At 70.8% G+C, this 15,689-nt stretch carries 12 protein-coding genes; 1 reads left to right on the top strand and 11 read right to left on the bottom strand.

Annotated elements, in window-relative coordinates; all coding sequences use genetic code 11:
• Positions 1 to 3: 3 nt before the first annotated feature.
• Positions 4 to 609, bottom strand: a complete 606-nt coding sequence (locus tag NYP07_RS01670) for a TetR/AcrR family transcriptional regulator (RefSeq protein ID WP_268146704.1) — start codon at positions 607 to 609, stop codon at positions 4 to 6.
• Between the two features lie 80 nt (positions 610 to 689).
• Positions 690 to 1,154, bottom strand: coding sequence for an Lrp/AsnC ligand binding domain-containing protein (locus NYP07_RS01665; protein WP_268146702.1), 465 nt, complete (start codon positions 1,152 to 1,154; stop codon positions 690 to 692).
• An 87-nt stretch (positions 1,155 to 1,241) separates the two neighbouring features.
• On the opposite strand from NYP07_RS01665, the gene NYP07_RS01660 reads away from it, so the two are divergent.
• Positions 1,242 to 4,799, top strand: coding sequence for an L-glutamate gamma-semialdehyde dehydrogenase (locus tag NYP07_RS01660; RefSeq protein WP_378989687.1), 3,558 nt, complete (start codon positions 1,242 to 1,244; stop codon positions 4,797 to 4,799).
• Positions 4,800 to 4,802: 3 nt separating this feature from the next.
• Here NYP07_RS01660 and NYP07_RS01655 read toward each other — a convergent pair whose 3' ends face one another.
• The 9 genes from NYP07_RS01655 to NYP07_RS01615 form a co-directional block, all read right to left on the bottom strand.
• Positions 4,803 to 5,738, bottom strand: a complete 936-nt coding sequence (locus NYP07_RS01655; RefSeq protein WP_268146700.1) for a WD40 repeat domain-containing protein — start codon at positions 5,736 to 5,738, stop codon at positions 4,803 to 4,805.
• A gap of 43 nt (positions 5,739 to 5,781) precedes the next feature.
• Positions 5,782 to 6,747 (bottom strand): LysR substrate-binding domain-containing protein, encoded by a 966-nt coding sequence (locus NYP07_RS01650; RefSeq protein ID WP_268146698.1) that lies wholly within the window; start codon positions 6,745 to 6,747, stop codon positions 5,782 to 5,784.
• A 15-nt stretch (positions 6,748 to 6,762) separates the two neighbouring features.
• Positions 6,763 to 7,539 carry an SDR family oxidoreductase gene (locus NYP07_RS01645; protein ID WP_268146696.1) on the bottom strand — a complete coding sequence of 259 codons (777 nt, stop codon included), beginning with the start codon at positions 7,537 to 7,539 and terminating at the stop codon, positions 6,763 to 6,765.
• Positions 7,536 to 8,714 (bottom strand): glycosyl hydrolase 53 family protein, encoded by a 1,179-nt coding sequence (locus NYP07_RS01640; RefSeq protein WP_268146694.1) that lies wholly within the window; start codon positions 8,712 to 8,714, stop codon positions 7,536 to 7,538. The genes NYP07_RS01645 and NYP07_RS01640 overlap by 4 nt, the downstream gene beginning before the upstream one ends.
• Complete coding sequence (araH, locus tag NYP07_RS01635; RefSeq protein ID WP_378989788.1) at positions 8,707 to 9,615, bottom strand: L-arabinose ABC transporter permease AraH; 909 nt, start codon at positions 9,613 to 9,615, stop codon at positions 8,707 to 8,709. Before araH ends, NYP07_RS01640 begins: the two co-directional genes overlap by 8 nt.
• A gap of 74 nt (positions 9,616 to 9,689) precedes the next feature.
• Positions 9,690 to 11,216, bottom strand: coding sequence for an L-arabinose ABC transporter ATP-binding protein AraG (gene araG, locus NYP07_RS01630; RefSeq protein WP_268146690.1), 1,527 nt, complete (start codon positions 11,214 to 11,216; stop codon positions 9,690 to 9,692).
• On the bottom strand, positions 11,217 to 12,191 hold the full coding sequence (locus NYP07_RS01625) for a substrate-binding domain-containing protein (protein WP_268146960.1): 975 nt from the start codon (positions 12,189 to 12,191) through the stop codon (positions 11,217 to 11,219).
• 21 nt (positions 12,192 to 12,212) lie between these two features.
• Entirely contained in the window at positions 12,213 to 13,145 is a 933-nt protein-coding gene (locus tag NYP07_RS01620; RefSeq protein WP_268146688.1) for an SMP-30/gluconolactonase/LRE family protein, read from the bottom strand.
• Positions 13,146 to 13,267: 122 nt separating this feature from the next.
• The gene (locus NYP07_RS01615; RefSeq protein WP_268146686.1) at positions 13,268 to 15,667 is read right to left on the bottom strand and encodes a beta-galactosidase; all 2,400 of its coding nucleotides are present in this window, start codon (positions 15,665 to 15,667) and stop codon (positions 13,268 to 13,270) included.
• Between the last annotated feature and the right edge of the window lie 22 nt (positions 15,668 to 15,689).

The raw sequence follows: 15,689 nt of genomic DNA, 5'->3' as shown, positions 1-15,689 counted from the left end.
GGCTCAGGCGGCGGTGGGGGTGAGGTGCTGGAGGGCGGTGCCGCGCAGCCGTTCGGACAGCGCGGGCTCGTCGACGAGGCGGGCCAGCATCAGTGCGCCGACCATCGTCGATAGCGTCAGCAGCGCCTGCTCGTGGGCCTCGGGCCGGCCCCAGTCGGGCGACTGGCGGGCCAGCAGGTCGACCATGGCCTTGATGTGGGTGGTGGTCGCGCGGCGCACCTCGGGCGCCTGGCGCGGTGTCTCCGAGCCCAGTGCGGCCAGCGGGCAGCCCAGCTCGGCGTTGGCCACATGCTCGGGCGACAGATAGGCGCCCAGCATGCAGGCCAACGTCTGTTCTGGCGGCGTGCGGGCAACGACCTCGGCGGCGGCGGCGGCCGACTCTGCGCAGGCTCGGCCCACGGCCTCGGCCAGCATGGCCTCGCGCGACTCGAAGTGAGCATAGAAGGCGCCATGCGTGAGGCCGGCCTCCTTCATGATGTCGGCGACGCCCGTGCCGTCATAGCCGCTGCGCCGGATGGCCCGCGCAGCGGCGGCCACGATGCGTTCATGTGAAGCTTGCTTGGCGGCTGCCCGGGCCTTGGAATCCGTGTTTCGCATGATGTTCATCATATTTAAATCTCCCGGCCCGCGCCAGGGCCCGGGATCATGTCGGCGCGACGGGTGTGCGAATTTGCCGCTGCGACCCGGGTTCAGAACGGCAGCGCGGTCGTCGACTTCACCTCCTCCATCACCGCATACGTCCGCGTCTCCCGCACGCCAGGCAGCGTCCAGATCACGCTGCCGATGAACTCGCGGTAGGCGGTCATGTCGCGCACGCGGGTCTTGAGCAGATAGTCGAAGCCGCCGGCCACGAGGTGGCATTCCAGGATCTCGGGCCGGGCCTGGACGGCACCCTTGAAGGTGTCCATCACGTCCTGCACGGTGCGGTCCAGGTGCACCTCGATGAAGACCAGCATGGCCGCGCCCAGCTTGGCCGGGTTCAGGCGCGCCTCGTAGCCCAGGATGTAGCCGTCGCGCGTCAGCCGCTTCACGCGCTCCAGCACGGCGGTGGGCGACAGGTGTACGGTCTCGGCCAGCTTGAGGTTGGAAATGCGCCCGTCGGCCTGCAGCACGCGCAGGATGCGTTCGTCGATCTTGTCGAGGGTGTCGCTCATTGGATTTTTGTCGGCTGAACCGCGAATCCTTGGAATTTAATCCAAGAAGCTCGTCGATAAAGTGCCCGTTCTCACCAGGAGACCGCCATGTCCACGCCCTTCGTCGCCCCGCCCGAGCATGCCCGCCTGCCCGACCCCTACCGCGCCGAGGCCGGCGTCGTGCAGGCCCTGGCCGAACGCGTCGGCGGCGCACTGGACTGGCCCCAGGTCCTCGCGATGGCCGGCCCCTGGGTCGAGCAGGTGCGGCGCAACCCGGCGCCGTTCTGGGCGATGGAGTCGCTGCTGCGCGAGTACCCCATCACCAGCGCCGAGGGCCTGGCCCTGATGCGCCTGGCCGAGGCCCTGCTGCGCGTGCCGGACGCGCCCACGGCCATCGCGCTGACGGCCGACCAGCTCGGCCGCGCGGACTTCGAAGGCGCCAGCGCCGGCAGCCCGCACAAGATGCTGGCCGCGCTGTCGGCCTCGGCGATCTCGCTGTCCAAGCGCTTCCTGCCCGGCGCCGAGGACGATGGCGGCCTGTTCAAGCGCCTGGGCGCGCAGACCGTGGTGGGCGCGACGGTGCGCGCCATCCAGCTGCTGGGCCGGCAGTTCGTGCTGGGCCGCAATATCGGCGAGGCCATGGGCGAGGCCGACGCGGCTCGCAAGGTTCAGAAGCAATTGCGCTTCAGCTACGACATGCTGGGCGAAGGCGCCCGCACCGAGGACGATGCGCGCCGCTACCAGGCCGCCTATATCGGCGCGATCCAGGCCATCGCGGCCGGCCGGCGTGCGGATTCGCCGGAGGCCTCCGACGGCATCTCCATCAAGCTCAGCGCGCTGTTCAGCCGCTACGAGGTGCTGCAGCGCGAGCGCGTCTTCGCCGAGCTGCTGCCGCGCGTGTGGCAGCTCATCGAGCTGGCCGCCCAGGCCAATATCAACCTGACCATCGATGCCGAGGAGGTGGACCGCCTGGAGCTGTCCCTCGACGTGCTGGACAGCCTGGCCGAACGGATCGCCAAGCACCACCCGCAGTGGCGCGGCTTCGGCCTGGCCGTGCAGGCCTACCAGAGCCGCGCGCTGGCCGTCATCGACGAGGTGGCGGCCATCGCCCGCAAGCATGGCCTGCGCTTCATGGTGCGCCTCGTCAAGGGCGCCTACTGGGACGGCGAGATCAAGCGCGCCCAGGAGCTGGGCCTCAATGCCTACCCGGTGTTCACGCACAAGCAGCACACCGACGTGAGCTACCTGGCCTGCGCCCGCGCGCTGATCCAGCATGCCGACGTCATCTATCCGCAGTTCGCCAGCCACAACGCCGGCACCATCGCGGCCATCGTGCAGATGGCGCGCTCCGCCAATGCGGCCTTCGAAATGCAACGCCTGCACGGCATGGGCGAGGGCGTCTACCGCGAGGTGCTGAAGGACGGCTCCATCCCCTGCCGCGTCTACGCGCCGGTGGGCGAGCACCGCGACCTGCTGGCCTATCTCGTGCGCCGCCTGCTGGAGAACGGCGCCAACTCCTCCTTCGTCCACCAGCTGGCCGACCCCAGCGTGCAGCTGCCCGAGCTGCTCGGCTCGCCGCTGCTGGACCTGCGCAGCAGCAGCGCCCTGCCGCTGCCGCCGGCCCTCTACCTGGACGAACACGGGCGAGGCCGCGCCAACTCCACCGGCGCCGACCTGACGGCCCCGGCCCAGCGCGCGCCGCTGCAGGCCGCGCTGGACAGCGTGCGCATCGAGGCCGTGCCAGAGGCGACCGCCGCCGAAGTCGACGCTGCGATGCAGCGCCTGCAGGCCGGCTTCGCGAACTGGAACGGCAAGCCCGTCACACAGCGCGCCATCATCCTGCGCCGCGCGGCCAACGCGCTCGACGCCCGCCTCGCCGAGTTCTGCGCCCTGCTCGTCAAGGAGGCCTTCAAGACCCAGGCCGACTGCGTCGCCGAGGTGCGCGAGGCCGTGGACTTCCTGCGCTATTACGCCGACATCGCCGAACAGGACCCCGCGCTGATGCAGGGCCGCGGCGTCTTCGTCTGCATCAGCCCCTGGAACTTCCCGCTCGCCATCTTCGCGGGCCAGGTCGCCGCCGCGCTGGTTGCCGGCAACACCGTGGCCGCCAAGCCCGCCGAGCAGACGCCCTTCGTCGCGCTGAAGATGGTCGAGCTGCTGCACGAGGCCGGCGTGCCGGCCGACGCCCTGTTGCACCTGCACGGCGCGGGCGAGACCGTCGGCGCGGGTCTCGTGGCCCATGCGCACACGGCCGGCGTCTGCTTCACCGGCTCCACCGTCGTCGCACAGATCATCAACAAGGCGCTGGCGGCCAAGCCGAACTCGCCGATCCCACTCATTGCTGAAACGGGCGGCCTGAACGCGATGGTCGTCGACTCGACGGCCCTGCCCGAACAGGTCATCGACGCCGTCGTGCAATCGGCCTTCCGCTCCGCCGGCCAGCGCTGCTCGGCGCTGCGCCTGCTCTGCGTGCAGGACAGCATCGCCGACGGCGTCGTCGAGATGCTGAAGGGCGCGCTGCAGCAGCTCTGGGTCGGCAAGCCCGAGCAGCTCGCGACCGACGTCGGCCCCGTCATCGACGACGAGGCCCACGCCAATATCGGCCGGCATGTCGAGCGCCTCAAGCGCGACGCGAAGCTGATTGGCGAGGCGCCCGTGCGCGACCTGCTGCCGCGCCAGATCCGCCCCGTCGCCTTCGAGATCGAGCGCATCCAGCAACTCGGCGAGGAGATCTTCGGCCCCGTGCTGCACGTCGTGCGCTTCAAGGACTCGGTGGACGAGGTCATCGCCGACATCAACCGCCTCGGCTATGGCCTGACGCTGGGCATCCAGACCCGCATCGACAGCCGCGCCCAGCGCCTGGCCGACGAGGCCCGCATCGGCAACGTCTACGTCAACCGCAACATCATCGGTGCCGTCGTCGGCGTGCAGCCCTTCGGGGGCGAGGGCCTGTCGGGCACCGGCCCCAAGGCCGGCGGGCCGGACTATCTGCGCCGCTTCGCCGCCGAGCCGCGACTCGACGCGCCCGCACCGGCCCTGGTGCTGGACGGCCCGGCCACGCCGCTGGCCGTGGCTGCCGACGCCACCTGGCGCAACACGCCGCTGCTCGACCGCATCGCCACGCTGCGCCGCGCGGCCGACACGCTGGATGCGCCCACGGCCATCGCGCTGCGCGGCCTCTTCAATGCCGCGCAGACGCTGTTCGCCGATGCGCTGCTGCCCGGCCCCACCGGCGAGAGCAACACGCTGCGCCACCACGCCCGCGGCGTGTTCGCCGTGCTGGGCCGCGCCGAGGCCGGCTTGGCGGCGGCCGTCAGCGCACTGCTGGCCGGCAACAGCGTCGTCTGGTTGGGCGGCGCCGAGCAGGCCCGCCAGGCCCTGCTGCATGCCGGCCTGCCCGCCAACGCGCTGACCCTGCTGCCCGACTCGGCCACCGCCGGCCTGCTCGCCGCGCCTCAGCTGGCCGGTGTCGCGCTCGCGTCCTCGGACACCGCCACGGCCCATCGGCTGGCGCAGATCCTCGCCGCCCGCCCGGGCGCCATCCTGCCGCTCGTCACGGCGGCCGGCCATGCCCGCCAGCTCTACCGCTTCACGGCCGAGCAGACGTTGACGGTCAACACGGCGGCAGCGGGCGGCAACGCCGCGCTGCTGGCGGGGATGCACTGAAGGTCAGGATGGGGGCGTAACTTCGGCGCCGGCCAATACTTCGGCCAGCGATCTGACGACGCCCTGCTGCCAATCGCCAATCGCCAACCACTCGCCATCCGGCGAAAACGCCACATCGCAGGCGTAGGCGAGGTCCACCTTTGCTGCGATCTGGAGCGTGTCGGTGCCAAAGAGCGTCAACCCACCCTTGCGGACGCAGGCCAGGTGGCGTCCATCGGGGGACCATGCCATGCAGAACTTAGTTCCGCCGTAGTCGATAGGTGCATTCGACAAGACATGACCACTCGACGCGTCAACCAGATCGAGCTGGTAGTTGAGCCCGTCAATTTGATGCAGGACGGCCAAGCGCTGTGCGTCGGGTGACAGCTCGGCAGCCTCGACATAGCGCCAGGGCCCCTTCAATCGCAGCGCGGGCTGCGCGTCGAATGGCCAGGACTGCAGCGACACCACGGAGTTCGCAGGCGGTGCGTCTCCTCTCGCGATGGGCTGTTCGACGTAGACGTAACGGCGGCGATCTGCGGACTGTGACAGGTACGTGATCATCGAATCCGGGGCGCGCCCCCAGTTTCGGACTGCGCCCGTTGCCACGTCGATGCCGCTGAGCTCGCCCTGCCATGAGCCGGTGACGAGAAATTGGCTACAAGGCGAAAAGAGCAGTTGGCAACCTTCGTTGTCTGGCGGGTTGACCCAACGTGTCCGCAGGGTCGGCAGTTCCAGCAGCGCCACGGCGCCGCTGCTGTTCTTGACGGCGACCGATGCGGAGTCGGGCGCAATGGCGCATGTGGCCGGGTGCGAGAAGGGCAGTGCGTCGGCCACATGCGCCGCACCGAACCGTCGCCTCAGTTTGACCTTTTGACCCAGGCAGACGAGAAGGTCAGTGCCAGGGACGAACCTGACCACGAAAGACTTTCCGAGCTTGATGTCATGTCGTCGAGGCATTCCAACATCATCGGCGGAATCTCCAGCGGGGGCCGAGGTGCTTTCACCCTTCGTCCCTCGGCCGCCTGCGATAACGCTCGGCGGCCACCTCGCGCAGCGTCCGCAGCGTCGCCTCGGCGCCGGGCGACAGCTGGTGCTGGCGGCGCGTGACGATGCCGTAGGCGTCCATGCGCAGGCCGAGGTCGAAGGGCAGCACGGCCAGCAGGCCGGCGTCCAGATAGGGCAGCACCAGCTCCTCGGGCAGGGCGACGAGCATGTCGCTGCCGATCAGCAGGTTGGTGATGACGGGCAGGGCCAGGGTCTCGACGGTTTCGGCCGGCTGGTCCAGGCCATGGGACAGGAACAGCGCCGTCAGCCGGTCGCGCAGGATGCTGCCGTGCGGCGGCATGATCCAGGCCTCGCAGGCCAGGTCTTCCAGGCGCAGGTTCTCGCGCTGCATCAGCGGGTGGCCGGCGCGCACGATGAGGCTGTGCGGCTCGTCGGTCAGCGGCTCGAAGTTCAGCTCGGCGGCGGACTCGGCGTCGAGGATGCGGCCGATGACGAGGTCGAGCTCGCCGTTGCGCAGGTTCTGGATCAGCAGCTTGCTGGTGTCCACCGTGATGGCGACCTGCACGCGCGAGTGTGCCTGCTTCAGTCGCTTGATGACCTCGGGCAGCAGGCCCGTGGACGGCGTCATCACGGTGCCGACGGCGACCCGGCCCGATAGGCCCGACTGCAGCTCCATCAGCTCCTGGTGGGCGGCGTCCATCTCGGCCAGGGCCGCGCCGGCGCGCCGGATCATGACCTCGCCATAACGCGTCGGTTGCACGCCGCGAGGCAGGCGCTCGAACAGCGGCACGCCCAGCGCATGCTCCAGCTCGCCGAGCAGCTTGGACGCGGCGGGCTGCGTCAGGTGGGCGGCCTGGGCCGCATGCAGGATGGAGCCATGCCGGCCCAGCTCGACGAGCAGCACCAAGTGGCGCGTCTTCAGGTGCGAGCGGACGAAGCGGTTGGCTTTGGGGTCGTGCATGCCGCGGGGATGCGTTTACTCGTGATAGAGCTGGGAGCGGCCGCCGTCGATGAGGATGTCGGTCGCATTGATGAAGCGCGCCTCGTCGCTGGCCAGGAAGAGGGCGGTGTAGGCCACCTCGAGGGGCTCGCCGACGCGCTTGCAGGGTAGCAGCTCGACCTGGCGCCTGGCCTCCTCGGGCGGCAGGCCGGCCAGCCATTCGACGACGCGCTCCGACAGGATCAGCCCCGGCGAGATTGAGTTGACGCGCACGTTCTGCGCCGCGTACTGGATGCCCAGCGCCTTGGTCATGCCGATCAGCGCGTGCTTGGCGACCGGGTAGGGGAAGGCGCCCGGGATGATGCGATGGCCGTGCACGGAGGCCACGTTGACGATGCTGCCGCCGCCACCCGCCAGCATGCCGGGCAGCACGGCGCGGGCGCAGTGCAGAGCGCCTTCCAGGTCCACGGCCAGGCAGCGCCGCCACTGGGCCGACGTCATGGCCAGCGGCTCGGCGAAGACGTCCATGCCGGCGTTGTTGATGAGCACGTCGATGGTGCCGAAGCGCGTGGCGCCCTGCGCGGCCATGGCCTGCACGGCGGCCTCGTCGGAGATGTCGGCAGGGACGAACATCGCGTTGTCCTCGCCCAGCTCGGCGATGAGTTCTGCGGCCAGCGCCGCGTCGCCCGCCAGGCCGTTCAGGATGACCCTGGCGCCCTCGGCGACGAACAGGCGGGCGATGGCCTTGCCGATGCCCTGGGTGGAGCCGGTCACCAGCGCGACCTTGCCCTGTAGGCGGGGAGTGGAACTCATAGGGTGTACTGCTTCCAGATGTCCAGCACCGGCAGCGCCCGGCCCTGGAAGTCGAACAGGGTGGTGTTGGAGACCACGTTGGGGCCGGGCTGGCCCGTGCCTTCCTGCAGGGCCCAGCCGACCTTGGGGTTGGCGATCATGATGGGGTCCCAATACAGCAGGCCCAGCACGCGCGGCGTGGCTTTCATGGCGGCCAGCAGCTCGGCCATGAAGTCGCGCTGGCCCTCGGGGCTGCTCATGCCGGCCGGGTAGGGGCCGTTGTTCTCCAGCTGGCCGGGCCAGCCGTCGGCGCGCAGGGGCGCGAAGTTGAAGCCGGCTTCCATGACCAGCAGCTCGCAGTCGTAGCGCGTCGTCACGGCGCGACAGAACGCGGCCATCTCGGCGACGGTCTTGCGGGTCCAGAAGGGATAGTAGGACGAGCCGATCACGTCCCAGCGCACGCCCTGCCTGCGCGCGTTGTCGAACCAGTCGCGGTACTTGGCCTCGTCGCCGCCGCCGTCCAGATGCAGCACGATGCGCGCGCCCGGGTGGGCGGCCTTCACGCCCGCGTGGCCGGCCTTGAGCAGCGCGCCCAGCAGCGGCCAGGCGCCGGGGTCCTGCGGCGTGGCGTGGCCGTAGGGGTAGAGCAGGCCGTGCTCGATCTCGTTGCCCAGCGACACGAACTCGGGCGCCGTGCCCTGGTCCACCAGCGCCTGCACGACCGCGCGGCTGCGCGCCTGCACCAGCGCCAGCAGGCGCTTGAAGCGGGCCATCTCGTCGGGCAGCTTGCGCAGCTCGCGGCGCCAGGCGTGGGGCAGGTCCTGGGTCTTGGAATTGGTCCAGAAGTCGCTGTAGTGCAGGGTCAGCTGGATCTGCAGGTCCAGCGCCTTGGCGCGGCGGGCCAGGGCCAGCACGTCGGGCAGGTCCATGGAGCCCTCGGGCCAGTACCAGCCGTCGGCGCCGGTGCCGGGGCCGACCTGCTCGTAGAGCCGGATGCGCACGATGTTGTGGCCATAGCGCTTCAGCAGGGCCAGGCAGTCGCCCGGCTGGCCGTCGCGGTCGCGGTAGACGGCGCCGACGCGCTCCATCCAGGTCAGCGCGGAGATGTCGCCGCCGGCCAGGAAGGGCGTGGCCGCGGCCCGGGCCGGCAGCGCGCCGGCGAGCGCGGAGGCCAGCAGCGTGCGGCGATCAAGCACGGCGCTCGCCTCGCGTCTTCAATTGGTCGAGCAGCACCGCCGCCAACAGGATCAGCCCGCGCACGAGGTATTGGTAGAAGGCATCGACGTTCAGCAGGTTCATGACGTTCTCGACGGTGCCCATGATGAGTACGCCGATGACGACGCCGAAGATGCGCGCCTTGCCGCCCTGCAGCGACACGCCGCCCAGCACGCAGGCCGAGATCACGTCCAGCTCGAAGCCGGTGGCCGCGTTGGGCTGGCCGCTGGTGATGCGCGAGGCCAGCACCAGCCCGGCCAGGGCCGTGACGACGCCCTGCAGCAGGAAGATCCACACGCGCAGCTGCTCCACCTTCACGCCGGCCAGCCGCGCGGCCTCGGGGTTGCCGCCGATGGCCAGCGTGTTGCGGCCGAAGACGGTGTGGTTGAGCAGCACGCCGAAGACCAGGAAGCAGCCGGCCGTCAGCCACACCGGCAGCGGCAGGCCCAGCCAGCTCGTGTCGCCGAAGCCGATGAAGCCCTCGTCGGCGATGCCGACCGCCTGGCCCTGGGAGGCGATGAAGGCCAGGCCGCGCACCATCAGCATGGTGGCCAGCGTGGCGATCAGCGCGTTGACGCGCAGATAGGCGATCAGCACGCCGTTGAACGCGCCGATCAGCGCGCCTGCAGCCAAGCCGCCGCCGATGGCCAGGCCCACGCTGCCGGTGCGCTCCAGCACCATCGCGCCCAGCACGCCGGCGAAGGCGATGGTGGAGCCGACGCTGAGGTCGAAGTCCCGCGAGGCCAGGCACAGCATCATCGTGCAGGCCACCATGCCGATCTGCGCGACCGACAGCAGCAGACCCGTGACGTTGGCCGTCGAGAAGAAGTTCTCGACCGTGAAGGCCAGCACGACGAAGAGCAGGCCGTAGCCCAGCGTCATGCTGTGTTCCTTGAGCAGGGCGCGGGCGGGGGAGGTCATGGCGGGGCGCGGAGAAAGGGTGGTCGTGTTCATGATCAATGCAGGGCGGCAGCGCCCGGGTTTCCGTCGGGCAGGGCCAGCGCGAGCGCGGCGGTCTCGCTCGCCTGTTCGCGCGCGAGTTCGCCGCTGATGCGGCCGTCGCGCATGACGATGAGGCGGTCGGCGATGCCCAGCACCTCGGGCAGCTCGCTGGAGATGACGATGACGCAGCAGCCCGTGGCGGCCACGTCGTGGATGATCCGGTAGATCTCGTTCTTGGCGCCCACGTCGATGCCGCGCGTCGGCTCGTCGAGGATGAGCACCTTCAGCCCCGGCTCGGCCAGCCAGCGCGCGAGGATGACCTTCTGCTGGTTGCCGCCGGACAGCAGCCGGGTCTCCTGCTCGCGGCTCGGCGTCTTGATGCGCAGCTTCCGGATGAAGTCGTCGGCGCGCCGCGCCTCCTGGCGGTGGCGCAGGAAGACGCCGCCGGCCAGGCCGTGGCGGCGGCAGCTGATGTTGATGTTCTCGGCGACCGAGCTGTGCGCCAGGATGCCCTGCTCCTTGCGGTCCTCGGGGCAGAGCACGATGCCGGCGGCGATGGCGGCCGAAGGCCCCGCGGACGACACCGGCTGGCCGTCCAGCAGCACCTCGCCGCCGCGGCGGGCGTCGGCGCCGTAGAGCAGGCGCATCAGCTCGCTGCGGCCGGCGCCGACGAGCCCGAAGAAGCCCAGCATCTCGCCGCCCCGCATCGCGAAGCTCAGCGGCTCGGGCAGGCGTGCGCTGTGCAGGCCGCGGGCCTCCAGCCGCACGGGGCCCTGCTGGCGGGCGCGGTAGTCATAGATGTCCTGCAGTTCGCGGCCCACCATGTCGGCGATCAGGCGCTCGCGCGGCACCTCGGCCATGACCTCGTGCGTGACGATCTTGCGGCCGTCGCGGAAGATGGTGCAGGCGTCGCAGAGCTCGTAGAGCTCTTCCAGGCGGTGCGAGATGTAGATCAGCGTGCGGCCTTCCGCGCGCAGGCGCCTGACCAGCCGGAACAGGATCTCGGTCTCGCGGTGCGACAGGCTGCTGGTGGGCTCGTCGAAGGCGATGACCCTGGCGTCCTGCATGACGGCCTTGCAGATCTCCACCATCTGACGCTGGGCGATGGACAGCTCCGACAGGCGCGCGGCCGGGTCCAGGTCCACGCCGATGTTGGCCAGCTGTTCTGCGACCAACTTGCGCGCGGCCTGGTGGTCGACGAGGCCGAAGCGCGTCGAGAATCTGGTCGGCAAGCGGCCCAGCAGCACGTTCTCGGCCACGGTCAGCTCGGCCACGTATTGCAGCTCCTGGTGGATGATGGTCACGCCGGCGCGAATGGCATCGCCCGCTGAACCGAAATGGCGCTCCCGGCCGTCCAGCAGTAGGCGGCCGCCGTCGGGCCGGTACTGGCCGCCGAGGATCTTCAGCAGCGTGCTCTTGCCCGCGCCGTTCTCGCCGAGCAGGCCCATGACCTGGCCCGGCCGCGCCTCGAAGCTCACCCCGTTCAGCGCCTTGACGCCGGGGAAGGTCTTCGTGATGTTGTCGAACTGCAAGACAGACATTTACAGACCCATCTGCTTGCGGAGCTCGGCCTGGTTCTGGCGCGTCATCAGCGTGCCAGCGGTCAGCGTGACGGGCGCGGGCGCCTTGCCAGCGGTGGCCCACTCGTACACCGCCACCGCAGTCTCGTAGCCATGGCGCCTGGGGCTGATCAGCACGGTGCCGTAGAAGGCCGTCGGCGTCGGCTTGGTGAACTCGTTCAGCGCCGTCTGGCTGCCGCCGATGCCGATGGCCAGCATCGCGTCGTGCTTGATGCCGCGGCCTTCCGCCGCGCGCACGGCGCCCAGCGCCGCTTCGTCGTTCAGGCCGAAGGCGACCCAGCGCTTGAACCTGGCGTTCTTCGTGAACGCGATATTGGCCGCGTTGAAGGCGCTCTCGGTGTCGGTCTTGGCCTGGGGCGCGTCCACCACGTTGGCTGCGGCGAAGCCGGCGGCCTTCAGCGCATCGACGGCGCCCATCGTGCGGTCGCGGGCGGTGGGCAGCTGGTCGAAGGCCACGCGCAGCACGCCGACCTCGTCGGGCTTCCAGCCGCGCGCCTTCATCTCGGCCAGCAGGCCCTGGCCGACCTGCTTGCCGATCTCGTAGCCCGAGATGCCCATGTGGGGGATGTCGGCGATGGGCTTGCCGGCGCCGTCCACGAGCTGGTCGTCCACCGACATGACCTTGAGGCTGTGGCGCCTGGCCGCGCGGTTCACGGCCACGCCGAGCTTCACGTCGGGTGCGCAGATGACGAAGCCGACGGCCTTCTGCGCGGCCAGGTTGTCGATGGCGGCCATCATCTTCTCGCCGCTGGGGATGCCGATCTTCACGAGGGTGAAGCCCTTGTCCTTGGCGGCCTGTTCGGCGAAGCGCCATTCGTCCTGGAACCAGGGTTCCTCGGCCTGCTTGACGAGAAAGCCGACCTTGACCGGCTCGGCCGCCAGCGCGGCCAGCGGTGCGGCCAGCAGCGCGAGGACCAGTGCGGCGCGTCTTTGCATCTTCATGTTGTCTCCTTGTTCTCAATCTTCAAACAGGGCGTCGGGCACGGCCAGGGCCTTGGGCAGGCCCAGCGCGAACAGGCTGCCGGACAGCGGCTGGGCGGCGAGGGCCTCGCGGCTCAGCTCCGCGCGGGCGGTGGTGACCATCAGCTGGTCGCCGCCCGCACCGCCGAGGGCGGGGCAGCTGGTGTGTGCGGCCGGCGCGGCAAAGCTGTCCAGCAGCCGGCCGTCGGGGTCGTAGCGTGCCACACGGCCGGCGCCCCATTGCGCGTTCCACAGGCAGCCTTCGGCGTCGATGACGGAGCCGTCGGGCCAGGCGTCGGCGCGGTCCATCTCGGCGAACGGGCGGACGTTGTCCACCTGGGCGGTCTCGGCGTCGTAGTCGCACTGCTGGATGCGCCGGGACAGCGTGTCGCAGAAGTACATCGTGCGGCCGTCCAGGCTGAAGCAGATGCTGTTGGCGATGGCCACCGCCGGCAGGGCCAGGCGGCGCAGGCCGTGCCGCAGCGAGAACTGGTAGAAGCTCGCGATCGTGGAAATTGGCCGGCGCTCGCGCGCCTCGTTCAGCGTGCCGAACACGAAATGGCCGCGCCGGTCGGTGCGGCCGTCGTTGATGCGGGTGCGCGGCTCGGCCGCGTCCACCGGGGCGAGCGTCTGCAGCTGGCCCAGCGCGAGCCCGTCGCCCAGCGTGGCCAGGCACAGGCGCTTGGCCAGGCCGAGCAGCACGCGGCCCGAGCGGCAGTGGGCGAAGCTGCCCAGCCGGTCCGGCAGGCGGCAGGACTGCGGCGCCTCGCTGCCGGGCCGCCACGCGAACAGCGTGGCCGCCTCGATGTCGGTCCACCACCAGCGCCCGTCCTGCCAGATCAGGCTCTCGCCGAGGGTGGCGGCCTGCGGCAGCGCGAGGTCGAGTCGGCCTTCGGCAATCGTGGCGGGCCGCGGGGCGGGGCGGGTCATGGGGCGGGTCTCCGGTCTCGTGTCGTGGGCTGTCGGCCCAGGCTCGCTAAGTTACGGAGCCGTTCCATATCGGACTACTGAATTCTTTCGGTCGAGCTATCCGGCGCTGGAATAGCTCGCGCTCAGGGCGCGATGGCCAGGCGGTAGACCGGCTTCACGCTGGCCCCCCGCAGTTCGGCGACCTGTGGCTTTTTGTCCGCGAAATCGGGGCGGTGGGCACGGTCGATGTAGATGGGCGCATCGGCGCGCAGCGGCAGCACGCTCAGGCTCAGCGGCTGCTTCAGCAGGGCCTGGATGTTCTTCAGCCCGACCTGCCAGCGCTGGCCGTTGAAATACCAGTCGTCCAGCAGCCGCGTGCCGGCGAACAGGCGGCCGATGTCGCCGACGAAGTCCAGCTCCAGCAGCGCGTCGTCCAGGCCTTGCAGCGATGTGCCGGAGAGCTCCAGCCGCCAGCTCGCGGCCTGCGCGAAGGCCTCGGGGACGGGCTGCAGCGCGGCGCCGGCCAGGCCGCCGCGCTGCACCGGCGGCGCGCTGCCGGCCGCGCGCACGAGGCGGGGGGTGACGGCGATGTCGCGCGCCGGCAGCGCAGCCTCCAGCCATTGCAGGACGCCCTGGCGCTGTGCGGCCCTCAGCGTGGCGCCGTCGGCACGGGGCCGGGCCAGCGCCGGGTAGACGGCCAGGCTCATGCTGGGCTCGCCGACGGAGCGCAGCTGCAGCCGACCCTGTTCGACGCTGACCTGCTGGGCGCTGAGCACCGCGCGGCGCTGGCCGCCCAGCTCGACGATGCTGAGCTGGCGGGCCTGGGTAGGGCTCAGCAGCAGCACGCTGACCGCGCGGCCCTTCGCCTCGCCGATGCGCTGCAGCATGCCGGTGCCGGCCTCCAGCGTGCGCAGCGCGCCGCCGATGCTGAACTCGGCCGGGATGCCGTCGCTGGCCGAGAACAGGTAGACGATGCCGTCGCGGCCGGCGTCCAGCCGCGCGATGGGCTGGGCGGTCGCGTAGTCGAGCGCGACGCCGTCGAGGTCCAGGCCGAAGGGCCAGACGAAGTAGGCGCCGTCGGCGATGTCGACCGGCCGGCTCGGCAGCGTCAGCGTGCGGCCCGGCAACTGGAGGCTGAAGCGCACGGCCCGCTGCGCCGGCATCGGGTACTGGCGCACATGGTTGTTGAAGAACAGGAAGCCGCTGTCGCCGCGGCTGCGCACCGACCAGCGCGGCCGCGCCAGGTCGGCCGGCGAGTCGGGCGTCACGTCGGGCTTGCGCACCGTCATCGTCGCGAGCCGGGCGCCGAAATCGTGCAGGAAGTAGTGCAGCGGGCGCAGCCTCTGCAGCACGGGGCGCTGCTGGCCGTCGGGGCCGAGGGGGGCGTTGAAGTCGTAGCTGATGCGGGGCGTGTCGTTGTAGCCGCCGCTGAGCGTGCTCTCCTCCAGCCCGGTGCCGGCGGCGCTGACCGGGTTGCGGCCGCCGTGGAACATGTAGTAGCCCAGCAGGTTCACGCCCGAGCCGAGCTGCACGGGCAGCATGGAGGCGATGTCGTCGGGGCTGACGAGCGTGCGGCGGCGGTACATGGCGGGCAGGCCGGCGCCGTATTCCGCGCCGAGGAAGGGCACGCGGTCCATGTCGGTCTCGGCCGTGCCGGGCGCGTGGGCTTGGGTCTGCGCGCCGAGGTCGCCGCTGACGCGGGTGTCGAAGCGGAAGGCGTAGGTCTCCTTGGGCGGCAGCTCGGTCGTGGGGGTGCCCCAGGGCTCGTCGGGGTAGCCGCCGAACACCGGCGTCACCTCGCCGGAGGGGTAGACGGTGCCGTCCCAGCCGGTCACCGTGTACAGCGGCACGTCGAGGCCGGCCTTCAGCGCCAGGGCCTTCAGCGTGCGGATATGGCCCTCGCCCCGGCCGGGGCCGGTCAGGTTGTATTCGTTCTCCAGCTGCACGCCGACGACGGGGCCGCCGTCCTTCCAGAGCTGGCCGCGCAGCTGGGCGCCAATCTGTGCGTAGAGGTGCTCGACATGGGCCAGGTAGTCGGGGTCGTCGCGGCGCGTGGGCAGCGCGTCGACGATCCAGTCGGGCAGGCCGCCGTAGCGCGCCTCGCCGTGTGCCCACGGCCCCAGGCGCACCAGCACCTTCAGCCCGGCCTGGGCCGCCAGCTGCACGAAGCGCCGCAGGTCGCGGTTGCCCGTCCAGTCGAAGCGGCCGGCCTCGGCCTCGTGGTGGTTCCAGATGACATAGCTCGCGACGATGTCGACGCCGGCGGCCTTCATCTTGGCCAGCTCGGCGGCCCAGCTCGCGGCCGGGCTGCGCGAATAGTGGAACTCGCCCATGACCGGCAGCCAGGGCTGGCCGTCGCGCAGCAGGTACTGGCTGTTGGCCGCCAGCATGTGGCCGCCGGGCGCGGCGGCGCTGCCGAGCTTGAGGTGGCCCGTCGTCGGCACGGCGGCGGGGGCGCTGGCATCGAGCCTGAGCAGCGTCTGGCCCTGGGCGTGCGCGCACAGCAGCGCGGCCAGCGCGATCAGCCGGGTGGGGCGGTTCACGGCGTCTCCGGTTTTGTTCTTG

This window comes from Pelomonas aquatica, assembly GCF_026712205.1.
Lineage (GTDB): Bacteria > Pseudomonadota > Gammaproteobacteria > Burkholderiales > Burkholderiaceae_C > Pelomonas > Pelomonas aquatica.
The sequence above is the reverse complement of the archived record's forward strand: the minus strand, read 5'-3'. Positions and strand labels throughout refer to the sequence as shown.

What these genes read in the sequence shown, in the direction of transcription:
- NYP07_RS01670 (WP_268146704.1), bottom strand. Translation starts at nt 609, where the DNA reads ATGATGAACATCATGCGAAACACGGATTCCAAGGCCCGGGCAGCCGCC.
- NYP07_RS01665 (WP_268146702.1), bottom strand. Translation starts at nt 1,154, where the DNA reads ATGAGCGACACCCTCGACAAGATCGACGAACGCATCCTGCGCGTGCTG.
- NYP07_RS01660 (WP_378989687.1), top strand. Translation starts at nt 1,242, where the DNA reads ATGTCCACGCCCTTCGTCGCCCCGCCCGAGCATGCCCGCCTGCCCGAC.
- NYP07_RS01655 (WP_268146700.1), bottom strand. Translation starts at nt 5,738, where the DNA reads ATGCCTCGACGACATGACATCAAGCTCGGAAAGTCTTTCGTGGTCAGG.
- NYP07_RS01650 (WP_268146698.1), bottom strand. Translation starts at nt 6,747, where the DNA reads ATGCACGACCCCAAAGCCAACCGCTTCGTCCGCTCGCACCTGAAGACG.
- NYP07_RS01645 (WP_268146696.1), bottom strand. Translation starts at nt 7,539, where the DNA reads ATGAGTTCCACTCCCCGCCTACAGGGCAAGGTCGCGCTGGTGACCGGC.
- araH (WP_378989788.1), bottom strand. Translation starts at nt 9,615, where the DNA reads ATGACGCTGGGCTACGGCCTGCTCTTCGTCGTGCTGGCCTTCACGGTC.
- araG (WP_268146690.1), bottom strand. Translation starts at nt 11,216, where the DNA reads ATGTCTGTCTTGCAGTTCGACAACATCACGAAGACCTTCCCCGGCGTC.
- NYP07_RS01625 (WP_268146960.1), bottom strand. Translation starts at nt 12,191, where the DNA reads ATGCAAAGACGCGCCGCACTGGTCCTCGCGCTGCTGGCCGCACCGCTG.
- NYP07_RS01620 (WP_268146688.1), bottom strand. Translation starts at nt 13,145, where the DNA reads ATGACCCGCCCCGCCCCGCGGCCCGCCACGATTGCCGAAGGCCGACTC.